We start from the raw sequence: 23,593 nt of genomic DNA, 5'->3' as shown, positions 1-23,593 counted from the left end.
TCTACCCCAACCCGTTTACAAAATCAAGGAGCAGACCGATGGTTGATGAAAAACTGGCGCAAAACCGCAAACGCTACGAGAAAAAGCGGGTGCAGAAGCATGTTTCGTTTAACAGCGAAACGGAAAAAGACCTTTTGGCCTTTGCCGACAGCGTGGATTTTTCCCAATGGGTCAAAGCCATGATACGGGAGCGGCTGGGCGGCAAGCCCCAACCGCAATCATCATGAGTACAGTTGCCAAACGGCACGGAGGCCGTCTGAAAGCCGTGTTTGCGCTTTCAGACGGCCTGTTTTTACGGTTTATTTGTACACTTCGAAGCTGTACGGCGCGGTGTTGCCGTCGGCGAGTACCGCCGTGCCTTTGAAGGAGGCGGTGTTGAAGTCGTCTTTGAACCAGTCGAAATCGCCGTCGGCGGCCAGCTTGGCGCAGGGGATGCGCAGGATGCCTTTCTCGCCGGTTACGGTGTTTTCGCCGTCTACGATGATTTCCCATTCCAATTCGCTCACCGCCGCCGCGTCGATTTTGTAGCCGCCGCCGGCGCGGGTTTTGTAGGACACTTTCAGCTCGGTGCCGTCGGGCAGGGTGGAATCGGCGGCCAGGGCTATCAGGCCGGGGGCGGCGGTAATGCCGTATTGCGCCGCATCTACCGCGCTGTCGTCGTCGGCTTTTTTCACGGACACGGTCGATGCGTCGATGTTGCCGTGTGCGAGTTTGTAGCCTTGGCCGCGTTTGCCGATAACGATCACTTCGTCGGCCACGGTCAGGGCGGCGGCGGCGATGACGGCGGACGCGCCCATCATGGCGGCGGCCAGGTTGTCTTTGTCGAAGGTGTCCAGCTCCAGCGAGATTTCGACGGGCTTGGGGGTTTTGAGGATGTCGAGTGCCTGGCCGTGGGTTTCTTTGCGGCGGGACACGCGTTCTTTGGTGTCCGCGCTCTGGGTGGTTTTGAGGGCGGTGGTGTTGCCGATGTCGTAGAAGCCGCTGCCCGCTTCGCGGCGGTTGCGCACTTGGACGTTGCCGGCAAATTTGAAGCCGTGGTCTTGGGTTCTCATGGTTTATCTCCGTTTCATGGTAATGACGACGCTTGTTTCGAAGCGCAGGGGAAAGAAGGCGTAGCCTTCGTCGTAGGTAATGGGCAGGGCGGCGCGGGCGGAAAAGGGGGCTGCGGCAAGGCTTTGGCCGTCGGCGTTTTTCGGTACGAAGCCCTGCATGGCGCGGATGAGGGCGGTAAGGGTTTCGCCCGCGCCGTCTTGGCCGTACTGCATTTTGTTGGGGGCGTACTGCCGCTTGGCGAGGATGACGCTGAAGCTCAGTTTCAAGGCAAGGTTGGCGGCATTGCCTGCGGTTTCGGCGGGCGTGAAGCCGTCGAAGACCAGATAGACCGCGCCGTCGTCGGGGCGGATGCGGCGGTCGGCGGCGAGGGCTTCGAGGTCGGGGGCTTCCAGTACGCGCTTTACGCCGGGGACGGCTGCCAGCCGTTCGATGAGGGCGGGATAGCAGGCAAGAATGTTGTCGGCATAGGGGGTCATGATTGCTTCCAGGCTTTTTCCAGCCATTCGGCGAGCAGATCGCGGATGTCGGCGCGGTTTTGCTCGGACAGGCCGAAAATCGGGCGGGCGGGCATGTGGCGGGTGCCGGTTTGGTGGAACACGGCATAAAACTGCGGCGTGCCGAAGACGGCCATTTTGTCGTTGGCAAAACCGGTCAGACTTTCATACAAATCGCCACGGTCAACGAGAATGCCGCCGCGCGCCCCGTTCTTTTTCCCGCCCCTTTTGGCTTGGGCATAGGCTTTGGCGCGCAGGGTGGCGGGTTTCAAGCCTGCCCACAGGCTGCCGTCGGGCGCGGTTTTGCTGTCAAAACGCTTGCGGGTGCTGTTTTCCAATATGCCGGCAATGCCCGTCATCGGACGGGTCAGGTCGCCGTTTAGGGCGCGGTAGAGCGTCTGCAAATGCTCACGCGCTTCGGGCAGTTCGGAATCGACGGTCAGACGCATGGCGGCCTCCGTTTAAAATTTGCGGTTTGAAGCGTCGAAATCTTCCGGCGCATTGGGGATGACGGCGTAGCGGCCGGATGCCGCCTTGTCTGCCGCTGCGGGTTCGTCGCCGCCGAGCATGGACGGGTTGCGGATTAAGGCCTGAAACCACGCCACGGCGGCCTTGTAGCGTTTGTCCACAATGCTTATGTCGCCGTCCTGATGCAGGTAGTAGCGGGCGATGTCGCAGATTTTGAGAACCAGCACGCGCGGGGTTTGGACAAAAGGCCGTCTGAAACCTGCGGCGGCCAGATAGCCTGCCGCTTCGGCTTCGGCATCGGCAATGGCGCGGTTTAGGGTGTCTGCGCTGCCGTCGGTAAGCGCGTCGATTTCGGCTGTGCCGAAACGTTGCTCCATGTCTTCGCGGGTAATCATGGGGAATCCGTTTTTAGGTATTTTGATGGGGTGTGTTGTAAAGCGTTTATTTTGGGCGCAAGAATGCCGCCAAGGCTGTACGGCACGCGCTTTGAGCGACGAACGGTATGAGAGCGAAAAAACAAAAAACGTGTCGCTACGCCCTACCTTGGCGGCAAATGCAAGGAGGTGTTAGTCAGAACCGAGCCATGCGGCGAGCGCAATCAGTCCCAAGCCTAAAATAATCTTGACGGCATGATAGATGGGGTCTTCGCTGCTGTCTTTGCCGGTTATCCAGTCTAATAATGTGCTAAACCCGTTCATAAAAACCTCCTTTGCTTAGATGCCGGATAGTGCTTCTTGCAGGCGGGTGCGCCATTTCAGCAAGATGTTGTTGGTGCAAGCGCGGGTTGCAAACCGTTTCTTTGCCTCTTGCGTCCAATTAGAGATGATATTGTCAAGCGTTGTTTTGATAAATTTGGCTGAAAGCCGCTCTGCAATCGTTCTGAGCGGCAGGCTCGTGTAGAGAAGTTCATAGCTGTCGACAAGCGGTTTTACTTTCTTGGTGCATGCGGCAATTTCTTTTACTATGCTGTCGAGAATTGCGGCCACTTCTTCCGAGATTTGTTCGGGCGTTGCGGCAAAATCTGCTCCGTATAAGCCTCGGATGATTTTTACCATATTTTCTTTGTCTTTTAAAGTCATTGAAGTCATTTGTTTTTTTACTTTCAAATCCATTGGATGCAACCCGCGCGGCCATAGCTTTGCAGTTAATCATTTTGCCAATCCGCTTGAAAATAATCCGCACGGTCTTTCCCTTTGCTATCCGGCAAAGGTCGGATCAGAAACGCCACAGAGTCCGCTTTGCGGCGTTTCGTCCGTTTGGCTGCCTGAAAATTTCAGACGGCCTCTTTGCCTACTTCATCGCCAGCGTGGAGACCAGTTCGGGACGCATAACCAGCGGCAGCGGGTTGGACTGCATGTGCAGGCTCCAGCCTTTGTCGTGAATCAGCTTCTCGCGGCTGGCGTAATAGGGCAGCGCAACGGTGTTCACGGTCTGATTCATGTCGGCGGGCGCGAAATACTCCATATACAGGCGCGGGGATACGGGCAGCAGGATGGCTTTGCCCGCGTCGATGGCGGCTTTCGAGCCGGTAATGCCGCCGTCGTATTGGATGAAGCGGATGCCGTTGTGCTCGAACTCCACGCGGTTGATGTCGGCCTCGCGGTAGATCGCGCCGTCGCGGTAGCGTTCGTACAGCGGCTTGATTTTCGGATGGTATTTCAATGCGCCGATAAATTCGGGCGAACACAGCGCGATATAGCCCGTTGCCACTGTGCCGCGCAGCAGTTTGCGCTGGGCGGTAACCGTTTCGTCGATGACGCGGCCGACTTCGGTGTCGGGGTTGGCAAGGTCAAATTCGTAGGTGTTGCGGCGCATACCGAAGGCGGTGTAGATGTTGACGATTTCGCTGCCGTCCGCATCCAGCACTTTGCCCAGCAATGCGCCGAGCTGCATGTGTTCGCGCGTCATTTCGAGCGCGAGCTTGCCGTCGGCGAGCTTGTCTTCCACCTTCTGCATCACGCTTTCGGCCTGGGTGCCGCCGAAAGCGCGGACGTTCTGCACGTCGTCGGCGCGTACCACGTCGTTTACCGGCAGGTGCGGGATTTTGAAGGTGCGGATGTTGCGGGTTTTGGCGGGGATGCCCTCGCCTTCCGTGCCGCGCGGGCGGCTTTGGATGATTTTCAGGGTGCCTTCCTGCGCTTCCACGTCCACATAGGTGGTTGTCAGGTAGCGCGATTGGAACAGGCCGAGATCGCGGATTTGGGTGGGGGTAACCGGCAGGCGGTTGATCCCGTCGGTCAGGGCGCGTACGCCGAATTTGCTTTCGCTGGACAGCATGGGTTTTCCTTTGTGTGTTCGGGGATGGGAGGCCGTCTGAAAACTCAAACGCCGCCGCCCGCGAAGGCGGAAGCCCGTTTTCAGACGGCCTGATGCTTAGGCCTGCGGCGTGCCTTGATAGACGATACCGTAGGGGTCGCCGTCTTTTTTCAGGCCTTCGAGATTGCCGCCGGTGGAAGCGGCCGCGTTCACGTCGGCGGCTTTGACCAGCGACAGGTCAATCACGCAGTTGTGCGGCTGTACCAGCACCTTGCCGCCGTCTTCGTCGGTCAGTGCCAGCAGCTTTTTGCCGTCGCGCAGCGGCGCGTCCACAAACGTGCCGGCCTTGGTGCCTTTGGCGGCGGTGGCCGCCACGCGGGTCAGCGGCGTGGCTTCGTATTTCAAAAACGCGCCGATAACCGGGCCTAGGGTTTCCACTTTATTAGACATACTGTTTTCCTTTGCTGAACGAGCTTTCTCCGGTGGCGGCGGACAGTTTCACGCCCGCCTCCGGCTCTTGGCCGCCCTGTTTGTCGGACAACAAGGCTTCGGGGATTTCGGGTTTCGCTTCCGCTTTGGGGGCGATGTCGGCAATCACGGCTGACAGGGTGTTGTCGTCTGCCGAGAGCAGCATGGCGTAGGTGGCATCGGATAGGCCGGAAAACTTGCCGTCTTCCCCCTGTTTGAAGCCGGCGGCGGACAGCTTGCCGTCAACGTCGGCTTTTTTCTTGCGTTTTTTCAAATCGGCCAACTCTTGCTCCAAAACGGCCTTGTCGGCTTTGAGTTGGTCAAACTCCGCCTTTTCTTCGGGTGTCATAGACATTTTGCAGTCCTTTCCTGCTTGGTTTGGGGATTCGGGGATGAGGCCGCTCAGGGCGGCGGCATGGGTGTTGCCGTCCACGCCCACGGCGGTAAACGACACTTCGCGGATGGTGCACCCGCGCATAACCAGCATCGGGCCGGCAAGGGTATGGCCGTTGACGGTGGCGGATGCGCCGACAGGCAGCTCCTCCACGCGCCCGGCTTGGACATATACCGACATTTCCCACGGAAAGCCCGCATCGGACTCCCGCGCCACGGCCTGCCCGTATTCGTTGTCCAAAAGCACGCCCTCGGCTTTGAGGCCGTCTGAAACGACGGAAAGCGTGCACACGCCCGCCCGCTGGCGGCCGTCGTGGTCGATGAGGACGGCGGTTTTGTCTTTCAGGCGGATGCCCTCGAAGTCCATAACCGTTTTCCACATGCCCGAGCCGAACGGTTTGCCGCTGTGGGCAATGCCGGAGAAGCGGCGCGGCTGCGTCGCTTCTTCAAGAGGGGCAAGCTGCCACGGTGCGCCTTCGGAAAGGCGCAGTTCGATGGTGGGGGTATTGGTGTTCATGCCGCCATTATCGCGGCGGGTGCGGGCGCGGACAGGCTGCGCCGCTTCACTGCAAATCACTCCAACCGTACTCATCATGGTTGCGGTTGCGGAGAAACCGCACAACTGAAAACGCCGTTTCGGCAAGATGCGCGAAAACGGCGTTTTAAGGGGGTTTTTTGACGGAAGAAACGGCATGGGGGGTAAAAAAGTTGAAAAACGGATGTTTAAAAGTTGAAAAATCAAATTCTAGCTGTTAAATTTACGACACCCCCTGCATCGCATGAGGCAGAAAGGAGGCAGCAAATGAACAAAGCCTATTCCGAAAGCTGGAATTGCTGAAATTATCCGATTAACCTTAGACAAAAGGAGTTCAAATCATGGGAAAAATTTACTTGGAAGGCTGGGATTTCTAAACCATGGCCGAATATCAAATACTCGGGCAACCCCTTGGCTACTGGTTACAAACAGTAGCCATTGTTGCATCGGCGGTCTTTGCCGGATGGCAAATCAAAGCCCTGCGCAAACAGCATGTCAGCAACGACATTCAGTGGAAACAGCGGGCAACGATAGATGCGGTGATGGCCGACCGTAAAGACGACAACCTCATCCGTTCGCGCCGCGTTTATGCCAAACTCAAACAGGCAAATACCAACTTTGATGCCATCGGCAGTGCGCCGCTGTTGGAAAACGAAGAGTGTAACCACGCCATTCTCGACATTCTGAACAACTACGAATTTATGGCTGCGGGCATACGCGAAGACGCATTCGACGAGCAGATATACAAACGGATGAAACGCTCCCTGATTATTGCCGACTGGCAGATATTGAACATTTACATACAAGCCCTGCGCAAGCGGGAATGCCGCCCAAAACTGTTTGCCGAATTTCAATGGCTTGCCGAAAAATGGCAAAATGAAAGCTAAACAAAAGCCCGCCCTTGTACAAAGCGGGCTTTTGTTTTATCGGTTTTCAGACGGCCTGATACCTCGGGTCATCCTGCAAGGCCTTCTGCAAATCCGCCTTGCACGGTTTCAATTGCTCCACGTTGTCGCAGGCTTCCATGATGAGGTCGTACACGGCCATGTAGCGGGAGGCGGGGACCGAGGTAATGGACAATACGCCACCGAAGAACTGCCCCTGAAACGGGTCAGCATCTTCTGGGGCAACTTCAAACATACGCGGCTGCATGTAGTCAAACAGCGGGTCTGACAACTTATTCGGTATAAAGCAGTCTACCATTTCGCCGTTATCATGGCGTATAAACAGGTAATCTGGTGCGCTCATTTCATTTCCCTAAAATAATGTAAATCTTATCTTGTTGTTCCTGCGGCAATGATAACACATAGCCGAGGACTTTCGCCCTGTTCAAGGCATTGAGGCGGCGCAAATCCAGCGGCACTATGTCAGCTTTTGCCAAGTGCTTCTGTATTTGTTTGACTTGGTCTGTCCAATGACTCGCCGTATCAGCGAAATATTGGTTGAACTTGCCGATTTTGAACTCGTTGCCGGGGTCTTCGGTAAACATAAAATCGATGGTCTGCCACTGGCTGCGCGGCAGGTCTTGGTCGGCAATGAGGAAGTCGGGTTTTCCGCCCGCTTTTTCCAAATCGTAAGGCTCGAGCCGCACGCCGTGCGCCTGCTGCCATTGCGCCGCCGTTTCGGCCTCGTGGCGGCGGCTGTTGCCCGACGCGTCTTTATCCAGCCGCGCCACTTCTTTTTCGGGCGGGGCTTTGTACAGGTTTACGGTGTTCAAACCCGTGAAATACACCTTGCCGGACAGATAGGCTTCCCGTTCGGCAATCATTTTTTCCACCGCATCATTGCCGTGTTTCTGCCCGAACAGAGCCTGCAACGCGCCCAGTCTGTCGCCGTGGTTGTGGGCGAAGCTCGGGGTAATGTCGGCGGGGATGCGCACCACCTGCCCTGTGCGCGGATTGACGGCCTCCACCATCTTAATGTCGGGTTTGTCGTCCAGGCGGCCTTGTTTGCTGTTTTCGATTTGTTCGGGGGTAAAGGCTGCGGGATTTTTTCCGATGTCCTCCCTGCGTTCGCGCAGGGCCTGTTTTTCGCTAAGCTGGATTACGCCGCACAGGCAGCCGTAGCCGTTGGGCGGAAAAATCTGTTTCCACAATTCATGCTCTACGGGCAGGATGAGGTTGTAGTAACGCTTGTGCGCCTCGCGCCGTTCGCCCGCCACGCTGGGCAGGTATTTGAGGTAGGGAAGCTCCTCTTTGGCCGCCTGCACGCGCACCCACCGCCCCGCCGCGTGGGCGGTGTGGAAGTTGGTGTGAAAGATGGTGCGCAGGCGGCGGGTGCTGCCCAGCCGTACGGTTTTTGCCGCGCCGTCCACAGGGTCGAGCATGACGGATTCGCCCCACCAGCCGCGTGCCATCAGATAGGGTTTGAGCTGCTTTTGGAAGGTGTGCCAGCCTGTGCCGTTGGCAATTGCCACCTCTACCGCCGCTTTCGTTTCGGCCAGCATGTCCTTGTCCATCATTTTCGCCACGGTAAAGGCCACGGCGTGTTCGTACAGCCATACGTCGTAATGGGAAAAACCCGGCAGCAGCTTTTTGCTTTTGAGAAAGTCGAACGCGGCGCGGTCGATTAAGGTGTTGAAGCGGATTTGCTCAGCCATTGCCGTCCCATCCGTCAGTTGTCGTCGCAGCCGTCATTCATTCTGCCCCTCGGCAAAGGCGCGGACGGACTCGCCCACCAGCTTGTCCACCAGCAGCAAATCGTTTTCCGACAAATCCATTTGGTTTAAGGCCGTCTGAAAGGCCGCGTAGCCGTCGGCTTCGGCCAGGGCGGACAGGATGGCGGCCACTTTCGGCTGCATGATGGCGCGGTCGGCGGCTTCGGCGGCGGAAAGGCCGTCTGAAACGCCCGTATCGGAAAAGCGGGCGGACAGGGCGCGGTTTTCAGACGGCCTCTGCGGGTTTTGTGCCAATTCGTAGTGTTCAGGCTCGAAGCCCAGCACTTTTTCGTAATATTCCTCGGTAAAACGAAGCTGCCCTATGTCGGCGTAGATTTTGTCGCGCTCCGCCCGCGCCTTGTCCACTTTGATTTCTTCGTTGAACTCAAACCACAGCCCGCCTTGGTGTTTCACGGGCACGCCCCATTGGGCATTAACCATAAGCAGCGCGTCCACCGCGTGCTGCACGGCCAGCGAGAGCAGGGTCAGATAGGCCTCGATGCGGTCTTGGCGGGCGTTTTCCTCAATCTGCTGCGCCGAACGGCTGCCACTGTTGAGTTCGGAGGTTTTGACCTTGCCCAAAAGCAGCTTTTGGATGCGGGCGTTGGCCAGCTTTTCGATTTCGCCGAATGCCGATCCCGTGGCGGGGTTGGTAAGCATCTCGATGCTGTCTTCGGACGAGAGCGTGGCCGCGCCGCCGTTTATCAGGCCGTACACCGTCTTCACATTGTCATCCAGCGCGTTGGCATATCTGCCCACCAGATAGGGCTGGCCGTAGCGTTTGATAAACTGGTAGGCGTATTGGATGCCCTGTTTGCGCAGGGCGACGGCGGGATAGAGCCGCGCCACGGTCATTTCGCCGGCAGGGTTTTTCGCCGTGGGCTTGTTGGCGAGAAACAGATGCAGCACATTGGTATCAACAAGCTCTTCGCCGTTTTCGCCACGGTATTTCAGCCCGCCGTCGCGCTGCGGGACGTATTTTTCCAGCTCGTCGCGGCGGTCGCGCACCTTGTCCAGCGTGATAAAGCCGTCTTCTTCTACCTTCCACACATAGCGGCCTACCGCATAGCCGTTGAGCCGCGCGGTTAAAACCAGCTCCACAAACGCGCCCAGATGGCGGCGGATGCAGCGGTAGATGCGGTCGGTCTGCGCGTCGTCCGTTCCCTCGCCGTACAGCCGCCAGCCGCTGGCCGTCATCGCCGTGCGCAGGTCTTCCTTGCAGCTTTCTACCTCGTCGTCGGAGGACACGGCGGAATAGGCCTCGGCGCGGGACAGTTGCAGCCGGTCGAGCAGCTCGTCGCTGCTTTCGGCGGAAAACGCGTCCAGCGCGTAGGCAGTATCGGCCACCAGCGTTTTCAATTCCTGCTTGAAGGCTTTTGCCTGTTTTTTCTTTTGCCAAAACATAGTTTGCTCCATGGGGTCTTGACCCGTTTTTACTAAATACTCAAAGAAGGCGGCGGCAGATCGATGGCGCGGCGCGTGGCCTGCTGGCGAATGCCGTTTGAGGCCAGTATCCACAGCATATGCAGCGCGTCGGGGCCGTCGTCGTGCGGGGCTTTTGGGAAGTGGCGCAACTGGTCGAGCAGCGCGGTGTGGTTTTTGTCGAATTTGATTAGGCCGTTGGCAATGTGCGGCTGCAAACTCTCGATGCGCAAGAGCTTGTCGGCATTGGGCTTCACGCCCCGCGCCGGCACGGGTATGCCCCGCTCTGCGCCGCGCCGCACCAGCTCGGTTTTTAAAAACTCCTGAAACTGCACCGTTTCCACCGCCCACACCTGACAACCGTACTTTTTCTGCAAGGCAATCACATCTTCGATAATCAGATCGGGCAGGCGTTTTTTGATTTGGGCGACTTCCACATACAGCACACCCGTTTCGCGGCAGAACGAACCCACCAGAATGGCCGACGGATCGCGCCCCGCGCCCGCTTTGCCCAAAGAGGGGTCGAGTGCGCCGAAGCGCACCGCGTCGGGCGGAATTTCAGACGGCCTGTAAAAGCAGTTGTCCAAAATATTGGCAAACACCGCGTCTTCGCCGCTCACGGGGTCGTTTTGCAGCTCCGAATCAAAGGCCGCGTGGCCGTCGCGGGCGCGGATTTTCATCAAATCCAACACGCCCCGCGCCGCCCAAGAGGTTTGCGCGCCCGCCATCATCTCGGCTTGGTGCGCCTCGTAAAAGGCCTGCGCCATCGCCTCGCCCGCCTTGCCGTTGTTGCACAAAATGGTTTCCCATTCCTGCCACAAATCCATATTGTCCGGCCATTCAATCATCGCCTTGAAACGCGCCGAATGCCATATCGGGTTGTTCAAGGTGCGGTTTAACACGCTGTCGTAGTGCAGAATCGTGCCGATATACACCACGTCGAACTTCTGCCCCACGCCGCCGAGCTGCAACACCGACTGTTTCAGCCAGTCTTCAAGCTTGTCGCGCTGCGCGGGATTGCGCACCGCTTCGTCGTTTTCGATGTCGTCGAGAATCACAAGGTCGGGGCGGTATGCACCGTGCGTGCGTCCGCGCAGGCGTTTGCCGCTGCCGGCCGCTTCTAGCTTGATGCCGTTGGCCGTAACCGCCGTAGCCGCCTGCCACACGCGCCCCTGCCCGCAGGCTTCGGGGAAATCGGTTTTCAAGCGCGGGTTGGCTTCCAGTTCGGCCTTGATGGATTCCAAAATCGGGTAAGCCTGGTCGATGCTGTCCATAATCAGAACAATGTAGTGTTTGCTCCCCGTTACGATGCACCACAAGGAAAACAGGCGCGACACCATGGTTGATTTTGCCTCGCCCCTCGGCGCGGCCAAGGCCAGCGTTTGGTTTTGCGGATGGCTCAAAACGGCGGGCAGGCTCTCAAACAGATACTCGTGAAGCTGCGACTTGTGCGGCGAACGGGTATAGTGCGGGAAATAATGGTTTACGAAATACTCATAACCGTGCACCGGGTCGAACACCTTTTTGCGCCGCTGTGCCACCGCAGCGGGCGAAGCGTCGAAGCCCTCCACCTCCGCCTCGATGCTGCGGCGCAGGTCGGCCGCCAGCGCGGCAAGGTTTTTTAAAAAGCCTTTGGATTTCATGATGAAAAAAGTTTTGCTCGTTTTTTTTTGCTATTGGCTCTCGGCTTCTTTGTTTTTCGGTGTGGCTTTGGACAGATAGCTGTCCGGAACGGCGGGCGCGTAATCAGACATCCTGATTCCTTTCAAAGTTAAAAACATCCTGCCGTTTTCAGACGGCCTACTTAAATTCCCGCTCCAACTGTGCGCCGAAGGGTTCGATGATTTCGGCAAAGGCAGGCAGGTGTGCGGGATGTTTTTCGCGCACGAAGGCATACAGCATTTCCAGCACCTTCAATGCAGTGGCCAGCTCGGATGTTTCCGGCATCAAACGCTTGTTGGCCGCCACTGTTTTCACCAGCGCATCGGCCAGCGTCGCCAGCGCGTCCACCCGCTCCACCGCCGACAGCGACGTATCCGCCTCCAAATCGCCCGCCGCCTGCTCGTATTGGCGCATCATCCCGCGCAGAATGCTTTGCGCCACCGTTTCCGCACCAGTCAGCGTTGCCGCCGCCCGCGCCATGTCCCAGTTGTCGCCCGAGTCCCTGGCCTCGGCCTTGCGCCGCTCCGCCGTGCGCAGCCCCATGCCGCATTCGGCCGCAGCCTCGTCCAGCGTCGCCCCGTTGATATACAGCCGGCGCAGCCGCGTGTATGTATCCTTATCGTGCATCTTCCATATCTCCAAACAAAGGCAGTTGCGTGTTGTCGGTTTTTTTCAATACGTCCCACACCCGCCGCTGCGTCAGATTGTGTTCCAAAGCCAAAAGCGCGGCCGCCTCATGCGCCCCCATCCCCTCGCCCGTCATCCGGTCGAAGCCGCGCCGGATGGCACGGTCGCGCAGCTCGCGCAGCACGGCATCACATTTGGGCAGCCACAAATACCGCTGCGCACCATATGCCCGCCCCAAGCGCAAGGCCGCCTCCTCGCCGATTTCCTCCGCCAGCCGCTCATGCAGCCGCCTGCCCGCCGCCGTGCTGTTTTTTCCCACCGGAAAATTCGCGCCGCCAAAACGCGACACCAAACGCAGCACCGCATCCCAGCCGGCCACCTGCGCCATCTGCGCCACGCTCGCCGGCAAAAGATGCCGCAGCGCGCGCAAATCGCCGTCATCCACATTCCTCATCGCCGTTTCCGCCAAAATAAAAAATACAACACATTGTTTAAAATATGTTTTATTAAAAATCCGCCGCAGCCCCCTACCCGCCGTAAGCGGTTTCCACCCTTGTCGCCGCTATTGTTTTTGACAGCATATGTGCTATCATGCTCCTATGAGAATTGTGATAGATACCAATATCCTGGTTGGCGCGTACATGGGTTCGCGCGGTTCAAACCGGCTGCTTGCCGCCTGTTTGCAAAAGCGTTTTATCCCGCTTGTCGGCTCTGCCCTACTGGCAGAATATGAAGACCTGATCGCACGGGAAGATGTGTTTGCAGGCTGTCCCCTAAACCTTGCCGAGCGCAACCAAGTGCTGAACGCCCTGCTTTCCGTTGCCCAATGGACGCGCATTTACTACCTTTGGCGGCCCAATCTGCGCGACGAAGGCGACAACCACCTGATTGAGCTTGCCGTAGCAGGACGTGCGCAATATATCGCCACCCGCAATCTGAAAGATTTTGCACACAGCCAGCTTATCTTTCCCGAAATCAAAATCTGCACGCCCGAAACCCTGTTGGAGCAACGATGACGACCGTAACCCTACGCATTCCCGATGAAAAACACAGCCGCCTGCGCCTGTTGGCCGAATCGCGCGGCATGAGCGTGAACAAACTGATGGACGAAGCCGCAACCGTGATGCTGGCGGAATTTGATGCCGAAAACCGCTTTAAAGCCCGCGCCGCACAAGGCGATGTGCAAACTGCACTGACATTGCTGGATAAAGCACTCGATGTCTGAAAACTGCCCAATCTCCACCTTGTCCCAAACCGGCGTGCGCACCACCGCCGCTTCAATTGCCATCCCATCCCTCCCGCAGGCCGTCTGAAAACGCCGCTTCGCGCAGTTGCGCCAAAGTCTTCATCGGCGCGATATGCACCACCACGCGCGGCGTATCGTCGTCGCGGCAGGTGTAGCGTTTGCACACATGGCAGGACACGATCTGCTTGTCGTCGCGGTAGGCAATGCCGTTGAGCGCGTCGAGTATCGCTTTGCAGAGGTTGTCCGCATCCGGTTTGGCCGTCGGATAGATTCCGCCCGCCGCCGCCGCTTCGCGTTTCTTCTTCGGCCACGACGCGGGAATCGGAAACCATGCCGTAATGCAGGCTTCCAGCGGCGTATCCCCATCGTGCTTCACAAAACCCTGTATCGCGGCGGCAGCCAGCGCGGCTTCCTGCACGGCCGCTTCGTAGCGGCGCGTCTTGGCGGGCGTGTAGGCGCGTCCCGACTTGGTAAAGCGCGGACGGCCTTTGCCCTGCGGTATGCCGTTGATGCGGATCAGCAGGCTTTCAGACGGCCTTAGTGTTTTCATAGCAAAAATCCCCGTTTCTTTGTTTTCAGACGGCCTCTATCCTTACCGTCCTGCGCCTTTGCAGCCACTCCGCCCGCTTGCGCACCGCTTCCGCCCCTGCCGCCTGAAAACGCCCGTTTTCGCACTCCGTGGCCGGATTCAGACACCGCCAGCCCTTTTCGCGCGATACCGTGCACACCAGCAGGCCGGTCAGCCCGCGCTCTGCCGCCGTGCGCAAATCGGCGTGTTGGCATTGCAGGCACTTCATTGCCGGTAGCTTTCCCAGTTGAAGACCAGCACTTCGCCGCCGTCCTCTTTCACACGATCGGCAATCCGTGCGCCGACTGCTTCGCGCAGGCCGTTAAAATCGAGATTGGAAATCAGGATGGTCGGGCGGCAGTTCTGATAGCGTTCGTTGAACACGTCGAACAGGGCGCGGCTTTCGGCATCCGTGCCGCTTTGCACGCCCACCTCGTCGATCACCAGCAAATCATAGCCGCCGAATGCCGCGATAATCTGCGATTCGGTGTAGGCACTGCCGTAGCTTTTGGCTTCGCGTACCGTGCGGTTGAGTTCCGACACGCTGCAAAACCGCGCCATACCGCCGCAATTGCGGATAACGTGGCGGGCAACGGCGCAGGCAAGGTGGGTTTTTCCCGTTCCCGGATTGCCCAGCAGGGCGAGATTGCGGCCGCTGTGGCCTTGTGAAAACTCGTGCGCATAGGCTTTGATGCGCTCGATGTTGTAGCGTTGCGGCCGGTTGTCCGCATCCACGCAGTAGCCTGCGACGGTGCGTTCGGCAAAGCGTTTGGGGATGCGTGCCATGCCGATACGCTGCTCGATGATCCTGCGCTGCTGCTCCGCCTGCCTTGCCGCAAGAGCCGCCTCTTCGGCCTGCCTGCGCTGCTGCTCCGCCTCTTTCGCACACTCGGGACAGCCCTGCGTGTAGCGGCGGTAAACGCGCTCGGTGTAGTCCGTGCCGTGCCTGTCGCAATGCTTTTGCGTTTCGCTGAGCGGGGTCAGCATGGCGGCCAGCGTATGGCTGCTTTTCATCATTTCGCCGACGGATTTCACAACACGTCCTTCGCTAAAAACGCCCCGCCGACGGTGTGGATGGGCGTGTCTTTGACGGAGTTTCCACGCACGGCCGGATTGCGGTGTTCGTGCAGCCACTGTGCACAAAAACCCACCCAGCCGCGTTCGCAACACAGCGTCAATGCCTGTTCCAGCGACAAACCCGCACGGTTTGCCTCCCGCTCCAAGCCATCCAGCGCGGTTTTCGTCAGCGTGGCCGAACGCTTGTCCCTGCGCACCGCCAGATAATCCCGCGCCAAATCCCCGTCTATGCCCCGATCGGCCAAGAGGTTCAGCGCATCCAGCTCACGCCGTGCGGCGGAAGGTTGGCGTTTGGCAGGCTTGGCGGGTTTCGGCGGTGCGGCAGGTTTTTCAGACGGCCTGTCTGCAAGACTTTCCGAAGGCCGGTTGGCAGACACACAACGCGCCTCGCGCGTAATATTTCTGTTGTAATCTACTGCTGTAGTCTTCTGGTAGTCTTCTGTTCTTATATACGAATGTTGATTTTGCATTTCGTCGGCTGTTGATTCCTCACTTCCCGAATGTTGCTTTTGCATTTCGGGGCTGTTGCTTTTGCATTTCGGGGCTGTTGATTCCCCACTTCCCGAATGTTGCAGCATCAGCGCATCAAAAGCGTCCAAATCCAATCGGTAGTAAATCCGGTGTTCGATACGTTTTTCCGTTTCAACCAACACCCCCCGCTCGCGCAGCTTGGCGCGCGCGGTGCGCTGCTCCTGCACGCTCAATCCCGTTTCCATTTCAATCTCTTCGGCGGTGCGGTAAATGCCCAAATCGCTCTCGCCTTTGTCGTTCCAGTAGAAGAAATGGGAAAACAGAATCGACGCATTCACGCCGCCCAGCGGCTTGGCAAGCTGCGGGAAATAGGCAATCGGCCTGCCGTGCAGCTTCAACATTTCAGACGGCCTCATAGCCCGCTCCTTCCGTTTTCCAGCGTCAGATGGTAAACATTCGTCAGATTTTGGCCGTGTCCGATTTTCCGTTTTTCAATCCGTAAAAAACCGTATTCCTCCAGCCAGCGGATATGGTTGATTACCGCCCTGCTCGAACACTCCGCCGCCTCGGCCACGGAAGCATAGGAAGGCCGGCATTCCCCCCTGTCATTGGCCTGATCGGCCAGCTTCAGCAACACCAGCTTGCGGATGGCATTGCCCACTTTCAGGCTCATGGCTTTCGCCGTTAAAGACATACTCATGCTTCAACTCCCATCGAATAGCGCACATAACGCGCCCCGTTGTTTTCTTCGCCCGCGCGGGCAATCACCACCCCGCGCCCTTCCAATTCGGTAATCCGCGCGGCAAGCTGCGTAATGCCAAACTTCGCATAGGCTTCAAAACTCGTAACCGAGCCGCCCGCCTGCAAATATTCCAACAAACGCGCACACTGGCTGTTGCGCTTCAAAGGTTTCAAGGGCATAATTTCCTCCTCAATTTCATTGAGTGAAGTGATATAGTTCTTTCGTTCCCCCGACCCGTTCGGGGGCTTTTTTTGCCGTCTGTCCGTGCCGTCAAGCGTCTGTCCGCTTTGTCATTCATCCGTGTAGAATCGAAGTTCCACCAACAACCCTCCACGGAGAATTTGAAATGAATGAATCTGCTTACAATCAGGCCGTAGAAATCGCCAAAGCAGCCATACAGGCCAAGCCCGACATGTTTCTGAAAGGCTCGCAGCCCGTCTTCATCAAGCAAAGCGCGCAAACCATCGCCGACTTTATCGAACAAACCGCGCTTCACTTGGAAGCAGTGCGCGAACGCTTGGAAAAAGAGCGGTAATCCTCCAGCCACAGCAAAGCGTTTTCCAGCGACAAAAGCACATCAAACGGCGCAGCCTTGCTTTGGCGCGCCTTCTTCCACGCCAGCTTCTCCAAACGCTTGCGCTCTTTCTTTTTCAGCTTCAACCGCTTCGTCTCCATCTCACACCTCCTTCAATTCAGGCCAAATCTCGTGCCAGTCGTCAGGCCGCAGGTCTTTGCGCGAAACCAGCCCGCCCGTCGCCTGCTCGATTTTCGGGCAATATTTCGGCGGCATTTTTCTGTGTCCGTTTTTGACTTGCCATAAAAACGCGGGACTGACTCCCACTTTTTTTGACAACTCGGAGGCGGAAACTCCGCCGCTCAAATAATCAATTAATTTCATATAGCATTGCTTCTTATTTAATGCGAGATAGTATAGCAAAGATACGACAAGAATAGTAGCCTTGTTATTTTTAGCAATGCTTAAAATTGTTAAAAATGACAAGGAGACAAAAATGAATAGATTAGAACGGGTTAAAACCCTTATTGAAGAAAACTATAACGGTAATCAGACAGAATTTGCCCGCGCCATCGGCAAAGCGGCGGCACAGGTAAATCAATGGGTAAACGGATACCGCAATATCGGCGACGGTGCGGCAGCCAATATAGAAACCGCCCTAGACCTTCCGCGCGGCTGGCTCGACGGCGAAGCGGGGCACGCCTACCGCAGCGACACCCCCGTTGTCCGTGCGGGCTGGCTTTCCGTCCCCCGTCTGGCCGCCACCGGCGAAATGGGCGCGGGCATCGAAGCCGACGATCCCGATGCCGTGATTGATTTTGTCGTTGTTGCCCGCGCCTGGGCCAAACAGCAATTCGGCGGCAGCCTCGACAGCCTGCGCGTCATCAACGCCAAAGGCGACAGCATGGAAGACACCATCTCCGACGGCGACATCGTTTTTGCCGACAGCTCCGTCTGCTGCTACGAAGGCGACGGCATCTACGTCATCGCCACCGCCTCCGGCCTGCGCATCAAACGCCTGCAAGCACTCATCGGCGGCGGCCTCAACATCATTTCCGACAACAAAGCCTACCCCGTGGAAACCATCCCCCCCGAAAGCCTCGAACACATCCGCATCTGCGGCCGCGTCAAAGGCCGCTGGACGCTGGGTACGTTTTGAGCCGGCGAACAAACCCGTTAAAGTTTCTTTGGCTTAATCAGGAGAATTAATATGGCTGCATCAACCGCCGCAAACGAACATATTTACCAACTTCCCGCTTCACTTTATTTCCGCACAGATCGTCCGGTGCAAATCGGAGAATTGGTTACGTCTTTGCAGTCTTTGGAAAAAATAACTGCCAGAATGCCCAAGCTGCTGGGAACAATCGCAAATGTTCAGGTATTGCGCACCGAGCTGTTGGTAAACGAAATTCAGGCCGGCAGCATTTGGGAAGATTTCATCGTTTCCGTCGTATTCGGCAATGAAGAGGAGATGATAAAATTCAGCAAATATATGAACGGAGTTTTAAGGGAGCATCCTGTGGAAATTGGCAGCATACTAATCGGGGGGATGCTGGTTTTTGGCATTTATAAAGCGATTGCGTGGGCAAAGGGCGATTCGTCAAAAGATGCCAACCACATTGAAATAAAAAACAATACTATTATTCAGATTGGCGCGGAAACGGTTGAAAAGTCCCCGGAGCAATTTGTTGAAATAATCAAATCAACCGTGGGAGCGCACAAAAGCATAGCCAAAGAGGCTGTAAACGTGATTGCACCTGCCAAGAAAGAAAAAGGAAGCAGCATAAGTTTTGGAGGGAAAAACGAAGACTTGCCGACACTTGATGCGGGCTTAATCGAATCCGTACCCGGCTCGTTGAATATTGATCCGGAATCGTCATCGCGCGATTTCTACGATATTGATTTAAACATACGCAAATTAAACCGCGACGGCGATACAGGCTGGGAGGCACTTATGCCGCCGCATATTACCAGACGCTTGAAATTAACATTTGCAGATGGAATTTCCCATGAAGACATTGACGGGAAGTTCGAGTTTCGCGCCGATGTAAAAGTCTTCTACAAGCCGCAAGGGCGGAGCAGGACACTTACTCCGTATGAAATTATGCTGATTTCATTGGTTGAAAACTAAGCTCCCTGCTTTAGCCACAAAAAAGCCACGGAAAATCCGTGGTTTTTTTGCAAAAGTGCTTGCATATTATTCTAATGTGTATTAGAATTATCCCTGTTGTGAAGAGCAACAAAGGAAAAGCCCCCAAACCTGATAATTCGGGGGCGTTACACAGGAAGGATTACCCGATGAGTACCTTCATCAAAGTAATTTTTCTGGTGTTATTCTTGCTGATGTGGCAATCAGCTTGGTAACGTAGTACCAGACAGGGGGAGTTGCCGCTCCTCCTGCTTCCGCCTAATATACAAAACCTTTGCTGGAAAATCAATCATGGAAACGAAAAAATACGACCAAGCCGCCTACAACCGCAAAAGCCGCGAGAAACACGGCATACGCCAGAAGTCTTTTGCGCTCGACCCCGACACCATAGCCCTACTGGAGCGGCTGGCGGCAGAACGCGGCGAAACCCAAACCGCCGTATTCAAAGCAGCCTTGAATAAATTGGCAGAAGGTTGAGCCGCCGCAAAAGCGAAAAGCCCCGTAAATACGGGGCTTTCACGCAGAAAGTGCTTGCTTAAATTAGTAAGCTAGGCTATAATACATCCCATCGGTTGAACAAGAACCGATAGGACAAACGCCCAACCTGCAATCCTGCTTTAAGGGCACTTTCAGGAGAATGAAAAATGAAATGGCTCATTTTTATTCTTCTCATGGTTTTATCGGCTAACGCCTATTAACCTTTGAGAAGCGGCGGGGTGGTAACGACACCCTGCCGTTACTCAAAATCTTAAAGGAATCATCATGGCACTGTCAAGACACGAAATCCAAAAGAAATCCGACCAAAAGCGCGGTGTAAAAAACAAAGCCTTCAAAATGAAGCTGGAAGACATCGCGCTAATCGAGGAAACCGCCCAAAGGCTGGGCATCAGCCAAATCGACCTGGTTGTCCGCGCCGTGCGCGAATACGCCGAACGCAAGCCCTAGCCCGCAGGCCGCCTGAAAGTAAAAACAGTTGCGCCGGCATTTAAAAACAGGATAATTTCAGTAACTTTTTCATTTTTTTCAGGAGGCCGCATGAAGCCAAACATCGAAAGCGGGGTAATCGCCCTAAGCGTTTCAATGCCCGACGCAACACAGCGGCTTACCCCTGAAACCACCCCCGCCGCCGCAGTAGGCAAGCTGTTTGCCCAAATGGTGGAACTGCTCAAAAGCAAAGACATTGCGCCGCAGGAAATACTGTTTGCAGGCGTAACAGAGGGCTGCACGCAGCTTGCAGTCAGGGTGCCCGCAGGCAAAGAAACCGCGATTGCAGCCGCCTTAATGTCCAAAAGCGAAACAGATTTGGCCGGTATCAAAAAAACCCTTTCGCATTACGGCCTGTGCGCCAAAATACACACAGCGGACGGATTTGTCCGCAGCCTGATTCCCGAAACCAAGCCCGAAACCTACGAATACGAAGTCTTCCAAGAAGAAACATTCAGGGGCAAAGTCATCAACATCGGCGGCAAAGACGAAACCGTTCCCATGAAGCTGCTCACCGAAAACGGCGAAGTCAGCCTTACCATCGACAGCACCGACCTTGCCCGCCGTATCGGCGCACACCTGTTTGACTACATCGAATGCACCGGCAGCGGCCTGCTGAAACTCGATGCCCACAGCCTCAAATGGCAGCCCGTGGGCGGCAGATTCAAAATACACAGCTTTGAAGTCTTACCCGAAGCCGATTATGACGCATTTTTAGCAAAATTCCGCCTGATTGATTCCGAGTGGGGGCGCACCGCCGACCCAATCCAGAAAATCGAAGCCATAAGGAGCGGCAGCTTATGATCGTGCTGGACAACAACGCCTTGGTTTTCCTTTACCGCCCCGAGGGCGGGCAGGAAGACCACAGCATCAGGATGAAGCACCTGTTTGAATGCCAAAAAGAACAAGGCGGCATTTTCGGCATACCCGCCCCCGTGCTATCCGAGTTTCTCATCGGCGAACCAAGCCCCGCCAAACGGCAGGAATTTTTGCAACTGTTTGGCGCGAAAAGCCGGATTTTCAAAATACTGCCTTTCGATATGAAAAGCGCGGCCGTCTGCGCCATCATCTCCGACAGGCTCAAAAACCTGCCAAACGAAGAAAGCAAAGAACCGCGCCAAAAAATCAAAATCGACCGTCAGATTATCGCAATCGCCCTAAGCAACAGCGCACAGTCCGTTATCTCCCACGATAAAAACCTACTGAACACAGCAGCCAGGCTGGACTTGAAAGCCATGTCGGTTGAAGACATAGAACTGCCGCCCGAAATGCAGCCGGGCTTGTTTTAAATACCAAAAAGCCACACCCTGCTTTTTGGTATAAATCGCAGATACCGCAGGCCGTCTGAAAACAGGCGGCCTTTTGCCATCCGCCCAATCCCCGCCCCCCGCCCTTGCCCCGCCGCAAGGGCGGTTTTTTTGCGCCTGCCGAAAACTTTGTTATCAATAAAATCAATGCTATATTAACTCTGCTACATTAAATCTTATCTTTGCTATTGATGTATTCGCTAGCTTTGCTATACTACACCCATCAAAACAACCCACCCAAGGAAGCCCGTCATGAACACCGCAGACATCCAAAGCCGCGCCGACGGCTACCACCTTGCCCTGGAAGCCGCCTACTACCGCGCCCTTGATTTGGCCGAAGCCGCAGAAGACGAAGAAGAAAGAGCCAACGAAGCCGCGTATCAGCAGGCGCAATGGCACAGCCGCCACAGCCTGCCCGAACTGCTGGCCGCATGGGTGGAAGCCGACGACCTCTGCCAAGAAGACTACGAAAGCTGCGGCCAAAGCGATTTTGAAGCCTTCAACAAAGAAACCTTGGAGCTGATGGGCGGGCCGCCACTCGCCCTGCCCCTGCCGATACCCACATGGGCGGAGTATTGCGCCCTCAAAGCCGCCCCCTCATGCGCGGCAGCGACCCCCGAATCCAAACAAGGAAAGCAGCATGAACATCAGCGACGAACGAATCCGCTTCCTCATCGCCCGCCCCTATGCCCAAAGAGCCGCCGCCGCCGAGCTGGCCGCCCACATGAGCGCAGGCCAAACCATCGACACCCTCTACCGCAAAGTCAGCACCGCCGCATGGAACGAAATCATGCAGGTGCTGGAACAACAGGCCGCCGAACAAATCGCCGAGCAAATCGACGAATACCAATGGGAACAAAACCACCCCGCATAACCCGAACAAACAAACCCCGACAATGCCGCGCCGTCAGTCGGACAGTGGGCGCGGCACGGCAAGTTCCGCCGCAGCAAACCCCGACCACGCGCGGCCTGCCTACCTCACAAGCAATCCTTGGCAGGCGCGGCGCGGGCGGTACGAAGAAACCGCCGTTTCAGACGGCCTCCCCGCGAACAGGTGCGGGGAGGCGGCCTGAAAAAACAAGGAAAAAGGAAAAAGGAAAAAACATGAGCCTCGAAAAAATCACAGCATGGGCGGTATTCGCCGCCACCCTCGCCCTCTTGGCCATATCCGGCGGCTGCGAACACCCCGCCGTGCAAAGCATAGAGCGGCAGGAAATCAAGCCCGCCGTCTTTGCCCCCGACCCCCGCAAAAGAAAACTACCTGCGCATGGCAGAAGAATTTGCCGCCGCCCAAGCGCGGCAGAAACAGCGCGAAGCCCAAACAGAGCAGGCCGACAAAAGCACCATACGGCCGCCCTACGAACCCGTTATGTAGCAAAAAAGCCGCCTGAAAACAGACGGCCGCACAGGGAAAAACCATGTTCACATCACAAACCGCGCACCGCAGACCCGTTTACCCTGGCCAAAGCCCGCTGCACCGTATCCAGCCAAAAATGCGGCTCCTGCGCCAGCGAAAAAAGCACGGCCGGAAAAACGGCTGCCCACACCGCGCAGCGCATCGGAAAGCGGATAGAGAAACTCCGAGCAGTCCGCCCAAATACTTGGCGCACACCCGATAGCATGGATTTCATCGGCGGAAAACTGCTTTTCAGACGGCCTTTCAATCTTTTCCAGCACCTCGCCCGTCAAGCATTGTCCAAAGGTGAGCGCATGGACGTAGCGCACCGCATCGGGCAGAGATTCGCGCGGAATGTCTTCGATGGCCTCCACGCCGAAACGCTGATGCACCATATTGTAGGCCGTGGAGTAGTCCACCCGCGCAGCCCCACCAAAGCGGACACCGCCTGCCGCAGCGCGGTACGTTCGTCGGATGTCGTGCGGGATTCGGCTTTTCAGACGGCCTCCAAGAATCTGCTCGATTGCTCGTCGCACCAAACGGCAAAACGCGGGTCAAGCCAGCGGGCGAAATGGATGGCAAGTTTGGATGCAGCCATGTGCCGTTTTGGTTGCCGCCATGCTTCACGATAACTAATTGATTTTTATCCAAGACGATTTTTGTTTTGACAATGTTCTGCAAAGCAGAGATATATTCTTGATTTTGTTCGTTTTTTAAAAAAATCAGGAACGCGCTTGCCAAAATGTTTCGCAATTTGAGTAGCGTTGAGAAAACCATCATTACGGAAAGAAACGGCGATTTCGCCAAAAGATTTAACTAAGTTCATTTGAACCTCACTAGATTTAAGAGTTTAGGAAATGCCCAAAATGGGCGGGGGTTGTCCTACGTTCTAGTGAAACGCCGAGACCTTGCGGTTACTCGCAACCCCCAAAACAGTTTTGAAAAACCCGCCACAAGTGAGAAAGGCGTGTTTTAGGGGAATGATGCAGATTGGGTAACACTAGAAGTAGGAACCCGCATCATACCCACCCATTTACCCGAATCAACCCGAAAGGAGCCAGCCATGCCCGCCTACTACCTGCGCCGCAACGGCAAAGAATGGGAA

Annotated in this window: 38 protein-coding genes and 1 pseudogene; 13 read left to right on the top strand and 26 right to left on the bottom strand. The window is 56.2% G+C overall.

From position 1 onward, the window contains the following. Positions 1–38 precede the first annotated feature (38 nt). Entirely contained in the window at positions 39–227 is a 189-nt protein-coding gene (locus tag DYE40_RS00180; RefSeq protein ID WP_115307200.1) for a hypothetical protein, read from the top strand. A 72-nt stretch (positions 228–299) separates the two neighbouring features. On the opposite strand, the gene DYE40_RS00175 is transcribed toward DYE40_RS00180, so the two are convergent. The 9 genes from DYE40_RS00175 to DYE40_RS00140 all read right to left on the bottom strand — a co-directional run bounded on the left by DYE40_RS00175 (position 300) and on the right by DYE40_RS00140 (position 5,727). Then, positions 300–1,052, bottom strand: a complete 753-nt coding sequence (locus DYE40_RS00175) for a phage tail tube protein (RefSeq protein ID WP_115307199.1) — start codon at positions 1,050–1,052, stop codon at positions 300–302. Between the two features lie 3 nt (positions 1,053–1,055). Then, complete coding sequence (locus DYE40_RS00170; RefSeq protein ID WP_115307198.1) at positions 1,056–1,529, bottom strand: phage tail terminator protein; 474 nt, start codon at positions 1,527–1,529, stop codon at positions 1,056–1,058. Continuing rightward, a complete protein-coding gene (locus DYE40_RS00165; RefSeq protein WP_115307197.1) occupies positions 1,526–1,996 on the bottom strand; it encodes a phage virion morphogenesis protein in 471 nt (156 codons plus the stop codon). The genes DYE40_RS00170 and DYE40_RS00165 overlap by 4 nt, the downstream gene beginning before the upstream one ends. Positions 1,997–2,008: 12 nt before the next feature. Next, entirely contained in the window at positions 2,009–2,410 is a 402-nt protein-coding gene (locus DYE40_RS00160; protein WP_115307196.1) for a phage protein Gp36 family protein, read from the bottom strand. A gap of 171 nt (positions 2,411–2,581) precedes the next feature. Beyond that, positions 2,582–2,713, bottom strand: coding sequence for a hypothetical protein (locus tag DYE40_RS13040; RefSeq protein ID WP_280529817.1), 132 nt, complete (start codon positions 2,711–2,713; stop codon positions 2,582–2,584). A 15-nt stretch (positions 2,714–2,728) separates the two neighbouring features. After that, positions 2,729–3,127, bottom strand: a complete 399-nt coding sequence (locus DYE40_RS00155) for a hypothetical protein (RefSeq protein ID WP_115307195.1) — start codon at positions 3,125–3,127, stop codon at positions 2,729–2,731. A gap of 178 nt (positions 3,128–3,305) precedes the next feature. Then, complete coding sequence (locus DYE40_RS00150; protein ID WP_115307194.1) at positions 3,306–4,292, bottom strand: major capsid protein; 987 nt, start codon at positions 4,290–4,292, stop codon at positions 3,306–3,308. A gap of 96 nt (positions 4,293–4,388) precedes the next feature. After that, positions 4,389–4,721, bottom strand: a complete 333-nt coding sequence (locus tag DYE40_RS00145; protein WP_115307193.1) for an oxaloacetate decarboxylase alpha chain — start codon at positions 4,719–4,721, stop codon at positions 4,389–4,391. Further along, on the bottom strand, positions 4,714–5,727 hold the full coding sequence (locus DYE40_RS00140) for a hypothetical protein (RefSeq protein ID WP_147286532.1): 1,014 nt from the start codon (positions 5,725–5,727) through the stop codon (positions 4,714–4,716). Before DYE40_RS00140 ends, DYE40_RS00145 begins: the two co-directional genes overlap by 8 nt. Positions 5,728–6,047: 320 nt before the next feature. Here DYE40_RS00140 and DYE40_RS00135 point away from each other — a divergent pair, with 320 nt between their 5' ends. Continuing rightward, entirely contained in the window at positions 6,048–6,554 is a 507-nt protein-coding gene (locus DYE40_RS00135; protein ID WP_218564323.1) for a DUF4760 domain-containing protein, read from the top strand. A gap of 46 nt (positions 6,555–6,600) precedes the next feature. Here the strand turns inward: DYE40_RS00135 and DYE40_RS00130 are convergent, their stop codons facing one another. The 6 genes from DYE40_RS00130 to DYE40_RS00105 form a co-directional block, all read right to left on the bottom strand. Beyond that, positions 6,601–6,915, bottom strand: coding sequence for a hypothetical protein (locus DYE40_RS00130; RefSeq protein ID WP_115307191.1), 315 nt, complete (start codon positions 6,913–6,915; stop codon positions 6,601–6,603). Position 6,916: 1 nt separating this feature from the next. After that, entirely contained in the window at positions 6,917–8,266 is a 1,350-nt protein-coding gene (locus DYE40_RS00125; RefSeq protein WP_115307190.1) for a phage minor head protein, read from the bottom strand. 33 nt (positions 8,267–8,299) lie between these two features. After that, complete coding sequence (locus DYE40_RS00120; RefSeq protein WP_115307189.1) at positions 8,300–9,727, bottom strand: phage portal protein family protein; 1,428 nt, start codon at positions 9,725–9,727, stop codon at positions 8,300–8,302. A gap of 32 nt (positions 9,728–9,759) precedes the next feature. Next, complete coding sequence (gene terL, locus DYE40_RS00115; RefSeq protein WP_115307188.1) at positions 9,760–11,388, bottom strand: phage terminase large subunit; 1,629 nt, start codon at positions 11,386–11,388, stop codon at positions 9,760–9,762. Positions 11,389–11,545: 157 nt separating this feature from the next. Further along, entirely contained in the window at positions 11,546–12,034 is a 489-nt protein-coding gene (locus DYE40_RS00110) for a DUF1804 family protein (protein WP_115307187.1), read from the bottom strand. Continuing rightward, positions 12,024–12,488: a Mor transcription activator family protein gene (locus DYE40_RS00105; RefSeq protein WP_115307186.1), complete on the bottom strand. Its 465-nt coding sequence runs from the start codon at positions 12,486–12,488 to the stop codon at positions 12,024–12,026. The genes DYE40_RS00110 and DYE40_RS00105 overlap by 11 nt, the downstream gene beginning before the upstream one ends. Positions 12,489–12,642: 154 nt before the next feature. Here DYE40_RS00105 and DYE40_RS00100 point away from each other — a divergent pair, with 154 nt between their 5' ends. Continuing rightward, a complete protein-coding gene (locus DYE40_RS00100) occupies positions 12,643–13,050 on the top strand; it encodes a putative toxin-antitoxin system toxin component, PIN family (protein ID WP_218564322.1) in 408 nt (135 codons plus the stop codon). Continuing rightward, positions 13,047–13,259, top strand: coding sequence for a toxin-antitoxin system HicB family antitoxin (locus DYE40_RS00095; RefSeq protein WP_115307184.1), 213 nt, complete (start codon positions 13,047–13,049; stop codon positions 13,257–13,259). The genes DYE40_RS00100 and DYE40_RS00095 overlap by 4 nt, the downstream gene beginning before the upstream one ends. A 52-nt stretch (positions 13,260–13,311) precedes the next feature. Here the strand turns inward: DYE40_RS00095 and DYE40_RS00090 are convergent, their stop codons facing one another. The 6 genes from DYE40_RS00090 to DYE40_RS00065 are packed head-to-tail and all read right to left on the bottom strand — an operon-like array spanning position 13,312 to position 16,317. Next, a complete protein-coding gene (locus DYE40_RS00090) occupies positions 13,312–13,830 on the bottom strand; it encodes a RusA family crossover junction endodeoxyribonuclease (RefSeq protein ID WP_218564321.1) in 519 nt (172 codons plus the stop codon). A 25-nt stretch (positions 13,831–13,855) separates the two neighbouring features. Beyond that, positions 13,856–14,077, bottom strand: coding sequence for a hypothetical protein (locus DYE40_RS00085; RefSeq protein WP_115307183.1), 222 nt, complete (start codon positions 14,075–14,077; stop codon positions 13,856–13,858). Continuing rightward, positions 14,074–14,883, bottom strand: coding sequence for an ATP-binding protein (locus tag DYE40_RS00080; RefSeq protein ID WP_115307182.1), 810 nt, complete (start codon positions 14,881–14,883; stop codon positions 14,074–14,076). The genes DYE40_RS00085 and DYE40_RS00080 overlap by 4 nt, the downstream gene beginning before the upstream one ends. Then, positions 14,880–15,812, bottom strand: a complete 933-nt coding sequence (locus tag DYE40_RS12835; RefSeq protein WP_245944033.1) for a hypothetical protein — start codon at positions 15,810–15,812, stop codon at positions 14,880–14,882. Before DYE40_RS12835 ends, DYE40_RS00080 begins: the two co-directional genes overlap by 4 nt. Further along, complete coding sequence (locus DYE40_RS00070; RefSeq protein WP_115307181.1) at positions 15,809–16,096, bottom strand: helix-turn-helix domain-containing protein; 288 nt, start codon at positions 16,094–16,096, stop codon at positions 15,809–15,811. Before DYE40_RS00070 ends, DYE40_RS12835 begins: the two co-directional genes overlap by 4 nt. Further along, the gene (locus DYE40_RS00065; protein WP_115307180.1) at positions 16,093–16,317 is read right to left on the bottom strand and encodes a helix-turn-helix domain-containing protein; all 225 of its coding nucleotides are present in this window, start codon (positions 16,315–16,317) and stop codon (positions 16,093–16,095) included. The genes DYE40_RS00070 and DYE40_RS00065 overlap by 4 nt, the downstream gene beginning before the upstream one ends. A gap of 167 nt (positions 16,318–16,484) precedes the next feature. Between DYE40_RS00065 and DYE40_RS00060 the strand changes: the two genes are divergently transcribed. Then, positions 16,485–16,673, top strand: coding sequence for a hypothetical protein (locus DYE40_RS00060; RefSeq protein WP_115307179.1), 189 nt, complete (start codon positions 16,485–16,487; stop codon positions 16,671–16,673). Here DYE40_RS00060 and DYE40_RS12090 read toward each other — a convergent pair. Together DYE40_RS12090 and DYE40_RS00055 are read right to left on the bottom strand one after the other, a co-directional pair. Then, the gene (locus DYE40_RS12090; protein WP_147286531.1) at positions 16,631–16,813 is read right to left on the bottom strand and encodes a hypothetical protein; all 183 of its coding nucleotides are present in this window, start codon (positions 16,811–16,813) and stop codon (positions 16,631–16,633) included. The two genes, DYE40_RS00060 and DYE40_RS12090, sit on opposite strands and share 43 nt — an antisense overlap. A gap of 1 nt (position 16,814) precedes the next feature. Continuing rightward, positions 16,815–17,036: a transcriptional regulator gene (locus tag DYE40_RS00055; RefSeq protein WP_115307178.1), complete on the bottom strand. Its 222-nt coding sequence runs from the start codon at positions 17,034–17,036 to the stop codon at positions 16,815–16,817. 112 nt (positions 17,037–17,148) lie between these two features. Here DYE40_RS00055 and DYE40_RS12830 point away from each other — a divergent pair, with 112 nt between their 5' ends. The 8 genes from DYE40_RS12830 to DYE40_RS12445 all read left to right on the top strand — a co-directional run bounded on the left by DYE40_RS12830 (position 17,149) and on the right by DYE40_RS12445 (position 22,467). Further along, the gene (locus DYE40_RS12830; protein ID WP_244731581.1) at positions 17,149–17,811 is read left to right on the top strand and encodes a LexA family transcriptional regulator; all 663 of its coding nucleotides are present in this window, start codon (positions 17,149–17,151) and stop codon (positions 17,809–17,811) included. Positions 17,812–17,862: 51 nt separating this feature from the next. Further along, positions 17,863–18,783, top strand: a complete 921-nt coding sequence (locus tag DYE40_RS00040) for a hypothetical protein (protein WP_147286530.1) — start codon at positions 17,863–17,865, stop codon at positions 18,781–18,783. 309 nt (positions 18,784–19,092) lie between these two features. Beyond that, on the top strand, positions 19,093–19,278 hold the full coding sequence (locus DYE40_RS00035) for a ribbon-helix-helix domain-containing protein (RefSeq protein ID WP_115307176.1): 186 nt from the start codon (positions 19,093–19,095) through the stop codon (positions 19,276–19,278). Between the two features lie 285 nt (positions 19,279–19,563). Then, the gene (locus tag DYE40_RS00030) at positions 19,564–19,746 is read left to right on the top strand and encodes a ribbon-helix-helix domain-containing protein (protein WP_115307175.1); all 183 of its coding nucleotides are present in this window, start codon (positions 19,564–19,566) and stop codon (positions 19,744–19,746) included. 90 nt (positions 19,747–19,836) lie between these two features. Continuing rightward, positions 19,837–20,589 (top strand): hypothetical protein, encoded by a 753-nt coding sequence (locus DYE40_RS00025; protein WP_115307174.1) that lies wholly within the window; start codon positions 19,837–19,839, stop codon positions 20,587–20,589. Next, positions 20,586–21,074 (top strand): type II toxin-antitoxin system VapC family toxin, encoded by a 489-nt coding sequence (locus tag DYE40_RS00020; protein WP_115307173.1) that lies wholly within the window; start codon positions 20,586–20,588, stop codon positions 21,072–21,074. Before DYE40_RS00025 ends, DYE40_RS00020 begins: the two co-directional genes overlap by 4 nt. A 658-nt stretch (positions 21,075–21,732) precedes the next feature. Beyond that, complete coding sequence (locus DYE40_RS00010) at positions 21,733–21,966, top strand: hypothetical protein (protein WP_115307171.1); 234 nt, start codon at positions 21,733–21,735, stop codon at positions 21,964–21,966. A gap of 357 nt (positions 21,967–22,323) precedes the next feature. Beyond that, positions 22,324–22,467: a hypothetical protein gene (locus DYE40_RS12445; RefSeq protein ID WP_172461171.1), complete on the top strand. Its 144-nt coding sequence runs from the start codon at positions 22,324–22,326 to the stop codon at positions 22,465–22,467. A 290-nt stretch (positions 22,468–22,757) separates the two neighbouring features. Here the strand turns inward: DYE40_RS12445 and DYE40_RS13240 are convergent. The 3 genes and pseudogenes from DYE40_RS13240 to DYE40_RS13230 form a co-directional block, all read right to left on the bottom strand. Beyond that, positions 22,758–22,972: pseudogene (locus tag DYE40_RS13240) on the bottom strand (BRO-N domain-containing protein); the annotation flags it as partial. A gap of 12 nt (positions 22,973–22,984) precedes the next feature. After that, a complete protein-coding gene (locus tag DYE40_RS13235) occupies positions 22,985–23,086 on the bottom strand; it encodes a KilA-N domain-containing protein (RefSeq protein WP_245944071.1) in 102 nt (33 codons plus the stop codon). A 45-nt stretch (positions 23,087–23,131) separates the two neighbouring features. Next, positions 23,132–23,314: a hypothetical protein gene (locus tag DYE40_RS13230; RefSeq protein ID WP_172461170.1), complete on the bottom strand. Its 183-nt coding sequence runs from the start codon at positions 23,312–23,314 to the stop codon at positions 23,132–23,134. Between the last annotated feature and the right edge of the window lie 279 nt (positions 23,315–23,593).

This window comes from Kingella potus, from assembly GCF_900451175.1.
Classification (GTDB): domain Bacteria; phylum Pseudomonadota; class Gammaproteobacteria; order Burkholderiales; family Neisseriaceae; genus Neisseria; species Neisseria potus.
The sequence above is the reverse complement of the archived record's forward strand: the minus strand, read 5'-3'. Positions and strand labels throughout refer to the sequence as shown.

Bases quoted from the DNA above. Each gene is read 5' to 3' on its own strand.
- DYE40_RS00110 (WP_115307187.1), bottom strand. From the start codon at position 12,034: ATGCACGATAAGGATACATACACGCGGCTGCGCCGGCTGTATATCAAC.
- DYE40_RS00105 (WP_115307186.1), bottom strand. From the start codon at position 12,488: ATGAGGAATGTGGATGACGGCGATTTGCGCGCGCTGCGGCATCTTTTG.
- DYE40_RS13235 (WP_245944071.1), bottom strand. From the start codon at position 23,086: ATGGCTGCATCCAAACTTGCCATCCATTTCGCCCGCTGGCTTGACCCG.
- DYE40_RS00025 (WP_115307174.1), top strand. From the start codon at position 19,837: ATGAAGCCAAACATCGAAAGCGGGGTAATCGCCCTAAGCGTTTCAATG.
- DYE40_RS12090 (WP_147286531.1), bottom strand. From the start codon at position 16,813: ATGGAGACGAAGCGGTTGAAGCTGAAAAAGAAAGAGCGCAAGCGTTTG.
- DYE40_RS00130 (WP_115307191.1), bottom strand. From the start codon at position 6,915: ATGAGCGCACCAGATTACCTGTTTATACGCCATGATAACGGCGAAATG.
- DYE40_RS00065 (WP_115307180.1), bottom strand. From the start codon at position 16,317: ATGCCCTTGAAACCTTTGAAGCGCAACAGCCAGTGTGCGCGTTTGTTG.
- DYE40_RS12830 (WP_244731581.1), top strand. From the start codon at position 17,149: ATGAATAGATTAGAACGGGTTAAAACCCTTATTGAAGAAAACTATAAC.
- DYE40_RS00055 (WP_115307178.1), bottom strand. From the start codon at position 17,036: ATGAAATTAATTGATTATTTGAGCGGCGGAGTTTCCGCCTCCGAGTTG.
- terL (WP_115307188.1), bottom strand. From the start codon at position 11,388: ATGAAATCCAAAGGCTTTTTAAAAAACCTTGCCGCGCTGGCGGCCGAC.
- DYE40_RS13230 (WP_172461170.1), bottom strand. From the start codon at position 23,314: ATGAACTTAGTTAAATCTTTTGGCGAAATCGCCGTTTCTTTCCGTAAT.
- DYE40_RS00035 (WP_115307176.1), top strand. From the start codon at position 19,093: ATGGAAACGAAAAAATACGACCAAGCCGCCTACAACCGCAAAAGCCGC.
- DYE40_RS00030 (WP_115307175.1), top strand. From the start codon at position 19,564: ATGGCACTGTCAAGACACGAAATCCAAAAGAAATCCGACCAAAAGCGC.
- DYE40_RS13040 (WP_280529817.1), bottom strand. From the start codon at position 2,713: ATGAACGGGTTTAGCACATTATTAGACTGGATAACCGGCAAAGACAGC.
- DYE40_RS00140 (WP_147286532.1), bottom strand. From the start codon at position 5,727: ATGATGAGTACGGTTGGAGTGATTTGCAGTGAAGCGGCGCAGCCTGTC.
- DYE40_RS00090 (WP_218564321.1), bottom strand. From the start codon at position 13,830: ATGAAAACACTAAGGCCGTCTGAAAGCCTGCTGATCCGCATCAACGGC.
- DYE40_RS12835 (WP_245944033.1), bottom strand. From the start codon at position 15,812: ATGAGGCCGTCTGAAATGTTGAAGCTGCACGGCAGGCCGATTGCCTAT.
- DYE40_RS00010 (WP_115307171.1), top strand. From the start codon at position 21,733: ATGAACATCAGCGACGAACGAATCCGCTTCCTCATCGCCCGCCCCTAT.
- DYE40_RS00145 (WP_115307193.1), bottom strand. From the start codon at position 4,721: ATGTCTAATAAAGTGGAAACCCTAGGCCCGGTTATCGGCGCGTTTTTG.
- DYE40_RS00070 (WP_115307181.1), bottom strand. From the start codon at position 16,096: ATGAGTATGTCTTTAACGGCGAAAGCCATGAGCCTGAAAGTGGGCAAT.
- DYE40_RS00150 (WP_115307194.1), bottom strand. From the start codon at position 4,292: ATGCTGTCCAGCGAAAGCAAATTCGGCGTACGCGCCCTGACCGACGGG.
- DYE40_RS00085 (WP_115307183.1), bottom strand. From the start codon at position 14,077: ATGAAGTGCCTGCAATGCCAACACGCCGATTTGCGCACGGCGGCAGAG.
- DYE40_RS00175 (WP_115307199.1), bottom strand. From the start codon at position 1,052: ATGAGAACCCAAGACCACGGCTTCAAATTTGCCGGCAACGTCCAAGTG.
- DYE40_RS00170 (WP_115307198.1), bottom strand. From the start codon at position 1,529: ATGACCCCCTATGCCGACAACATTCTTGCCTGCTATCCCGCCCTCATC.
- DYE40_RS00125 (WP_115307190.1), bottom strand. From the start codon at position 8,266: ATGGCTGAGCAAATCCGCTTCAACACCTTAATCGACCGCGCCGCGTTC.
- DYE40_RS00180 (WP_115307200.1), top strand. From the start codon at position 39: ATGGTTGATGAAAAACTGGCGCAAAACCGCAAACGCTACGAGAAAAAG.
- DYE40_RS00040 (WP_147286530.1), top strand. From the start codon at position 17,863: ATGGCTGCATCAACCGCCGCAAACGAACATATTTACCAACTTCCCGCT.
- DYE40_RS00120 (WP_115307189.1), bottom strand. From the start codon at position 9,727: ATGTTTTGGCAAAAGAAAAAACAGGCAAAAGCCTTCAAGCAGGAATTG.
- DYE40_RS00160 (WP_115307196.1), bottom strand. From the start codon at position 2,410: ATGATTACCCGCGAAGACATGGAGCAACGTTTCGGCACAGCCGAAATC.
- DYE40_RS00095 (WP_115307184.1), top strand. From the start codon at position 13,047: ATGACGACCGTAACCCTACGCATTCCCGATGAAAAACACAGCCGCCTG.
- DYE40_RS00020 (WP_115307173.1), top strand. From the start codon at position 20,586: ATGATCGTGCTGGACAACAACGCCTTGGTTTTCCTTTACCGCCCCGAG.
- DYE40_RS00135 (WP_218564323.1), top strand. From the start codon at position 6,048: ATGGCCGAATATCAAATACTCGGGCAACCCCTTGGCTACTGGTTACAA.
- DYE40_RS00060 (WP_115307179.1), top strand. From the start codon at position 16,485: ATGAATGAATCTGCTTACAATCAGGCCGTAGAAATCGCCAAAGCAGCC.
- DYE40_RS00155 (WP_115307195.1), bottom strand. From the start codon at position 3,127: ATGGATTTGAAAGTAAAAAAACAAATGACTTCAATGACTTTAAAAGAC.
- DYE40_RS00165 (WP_115307197.1), bottom strand. From the start codon at position 1,996: ATGCGTCTGACCGTCGATTCCGAACTGCCCGAAGCGCGTGAGCATTTG.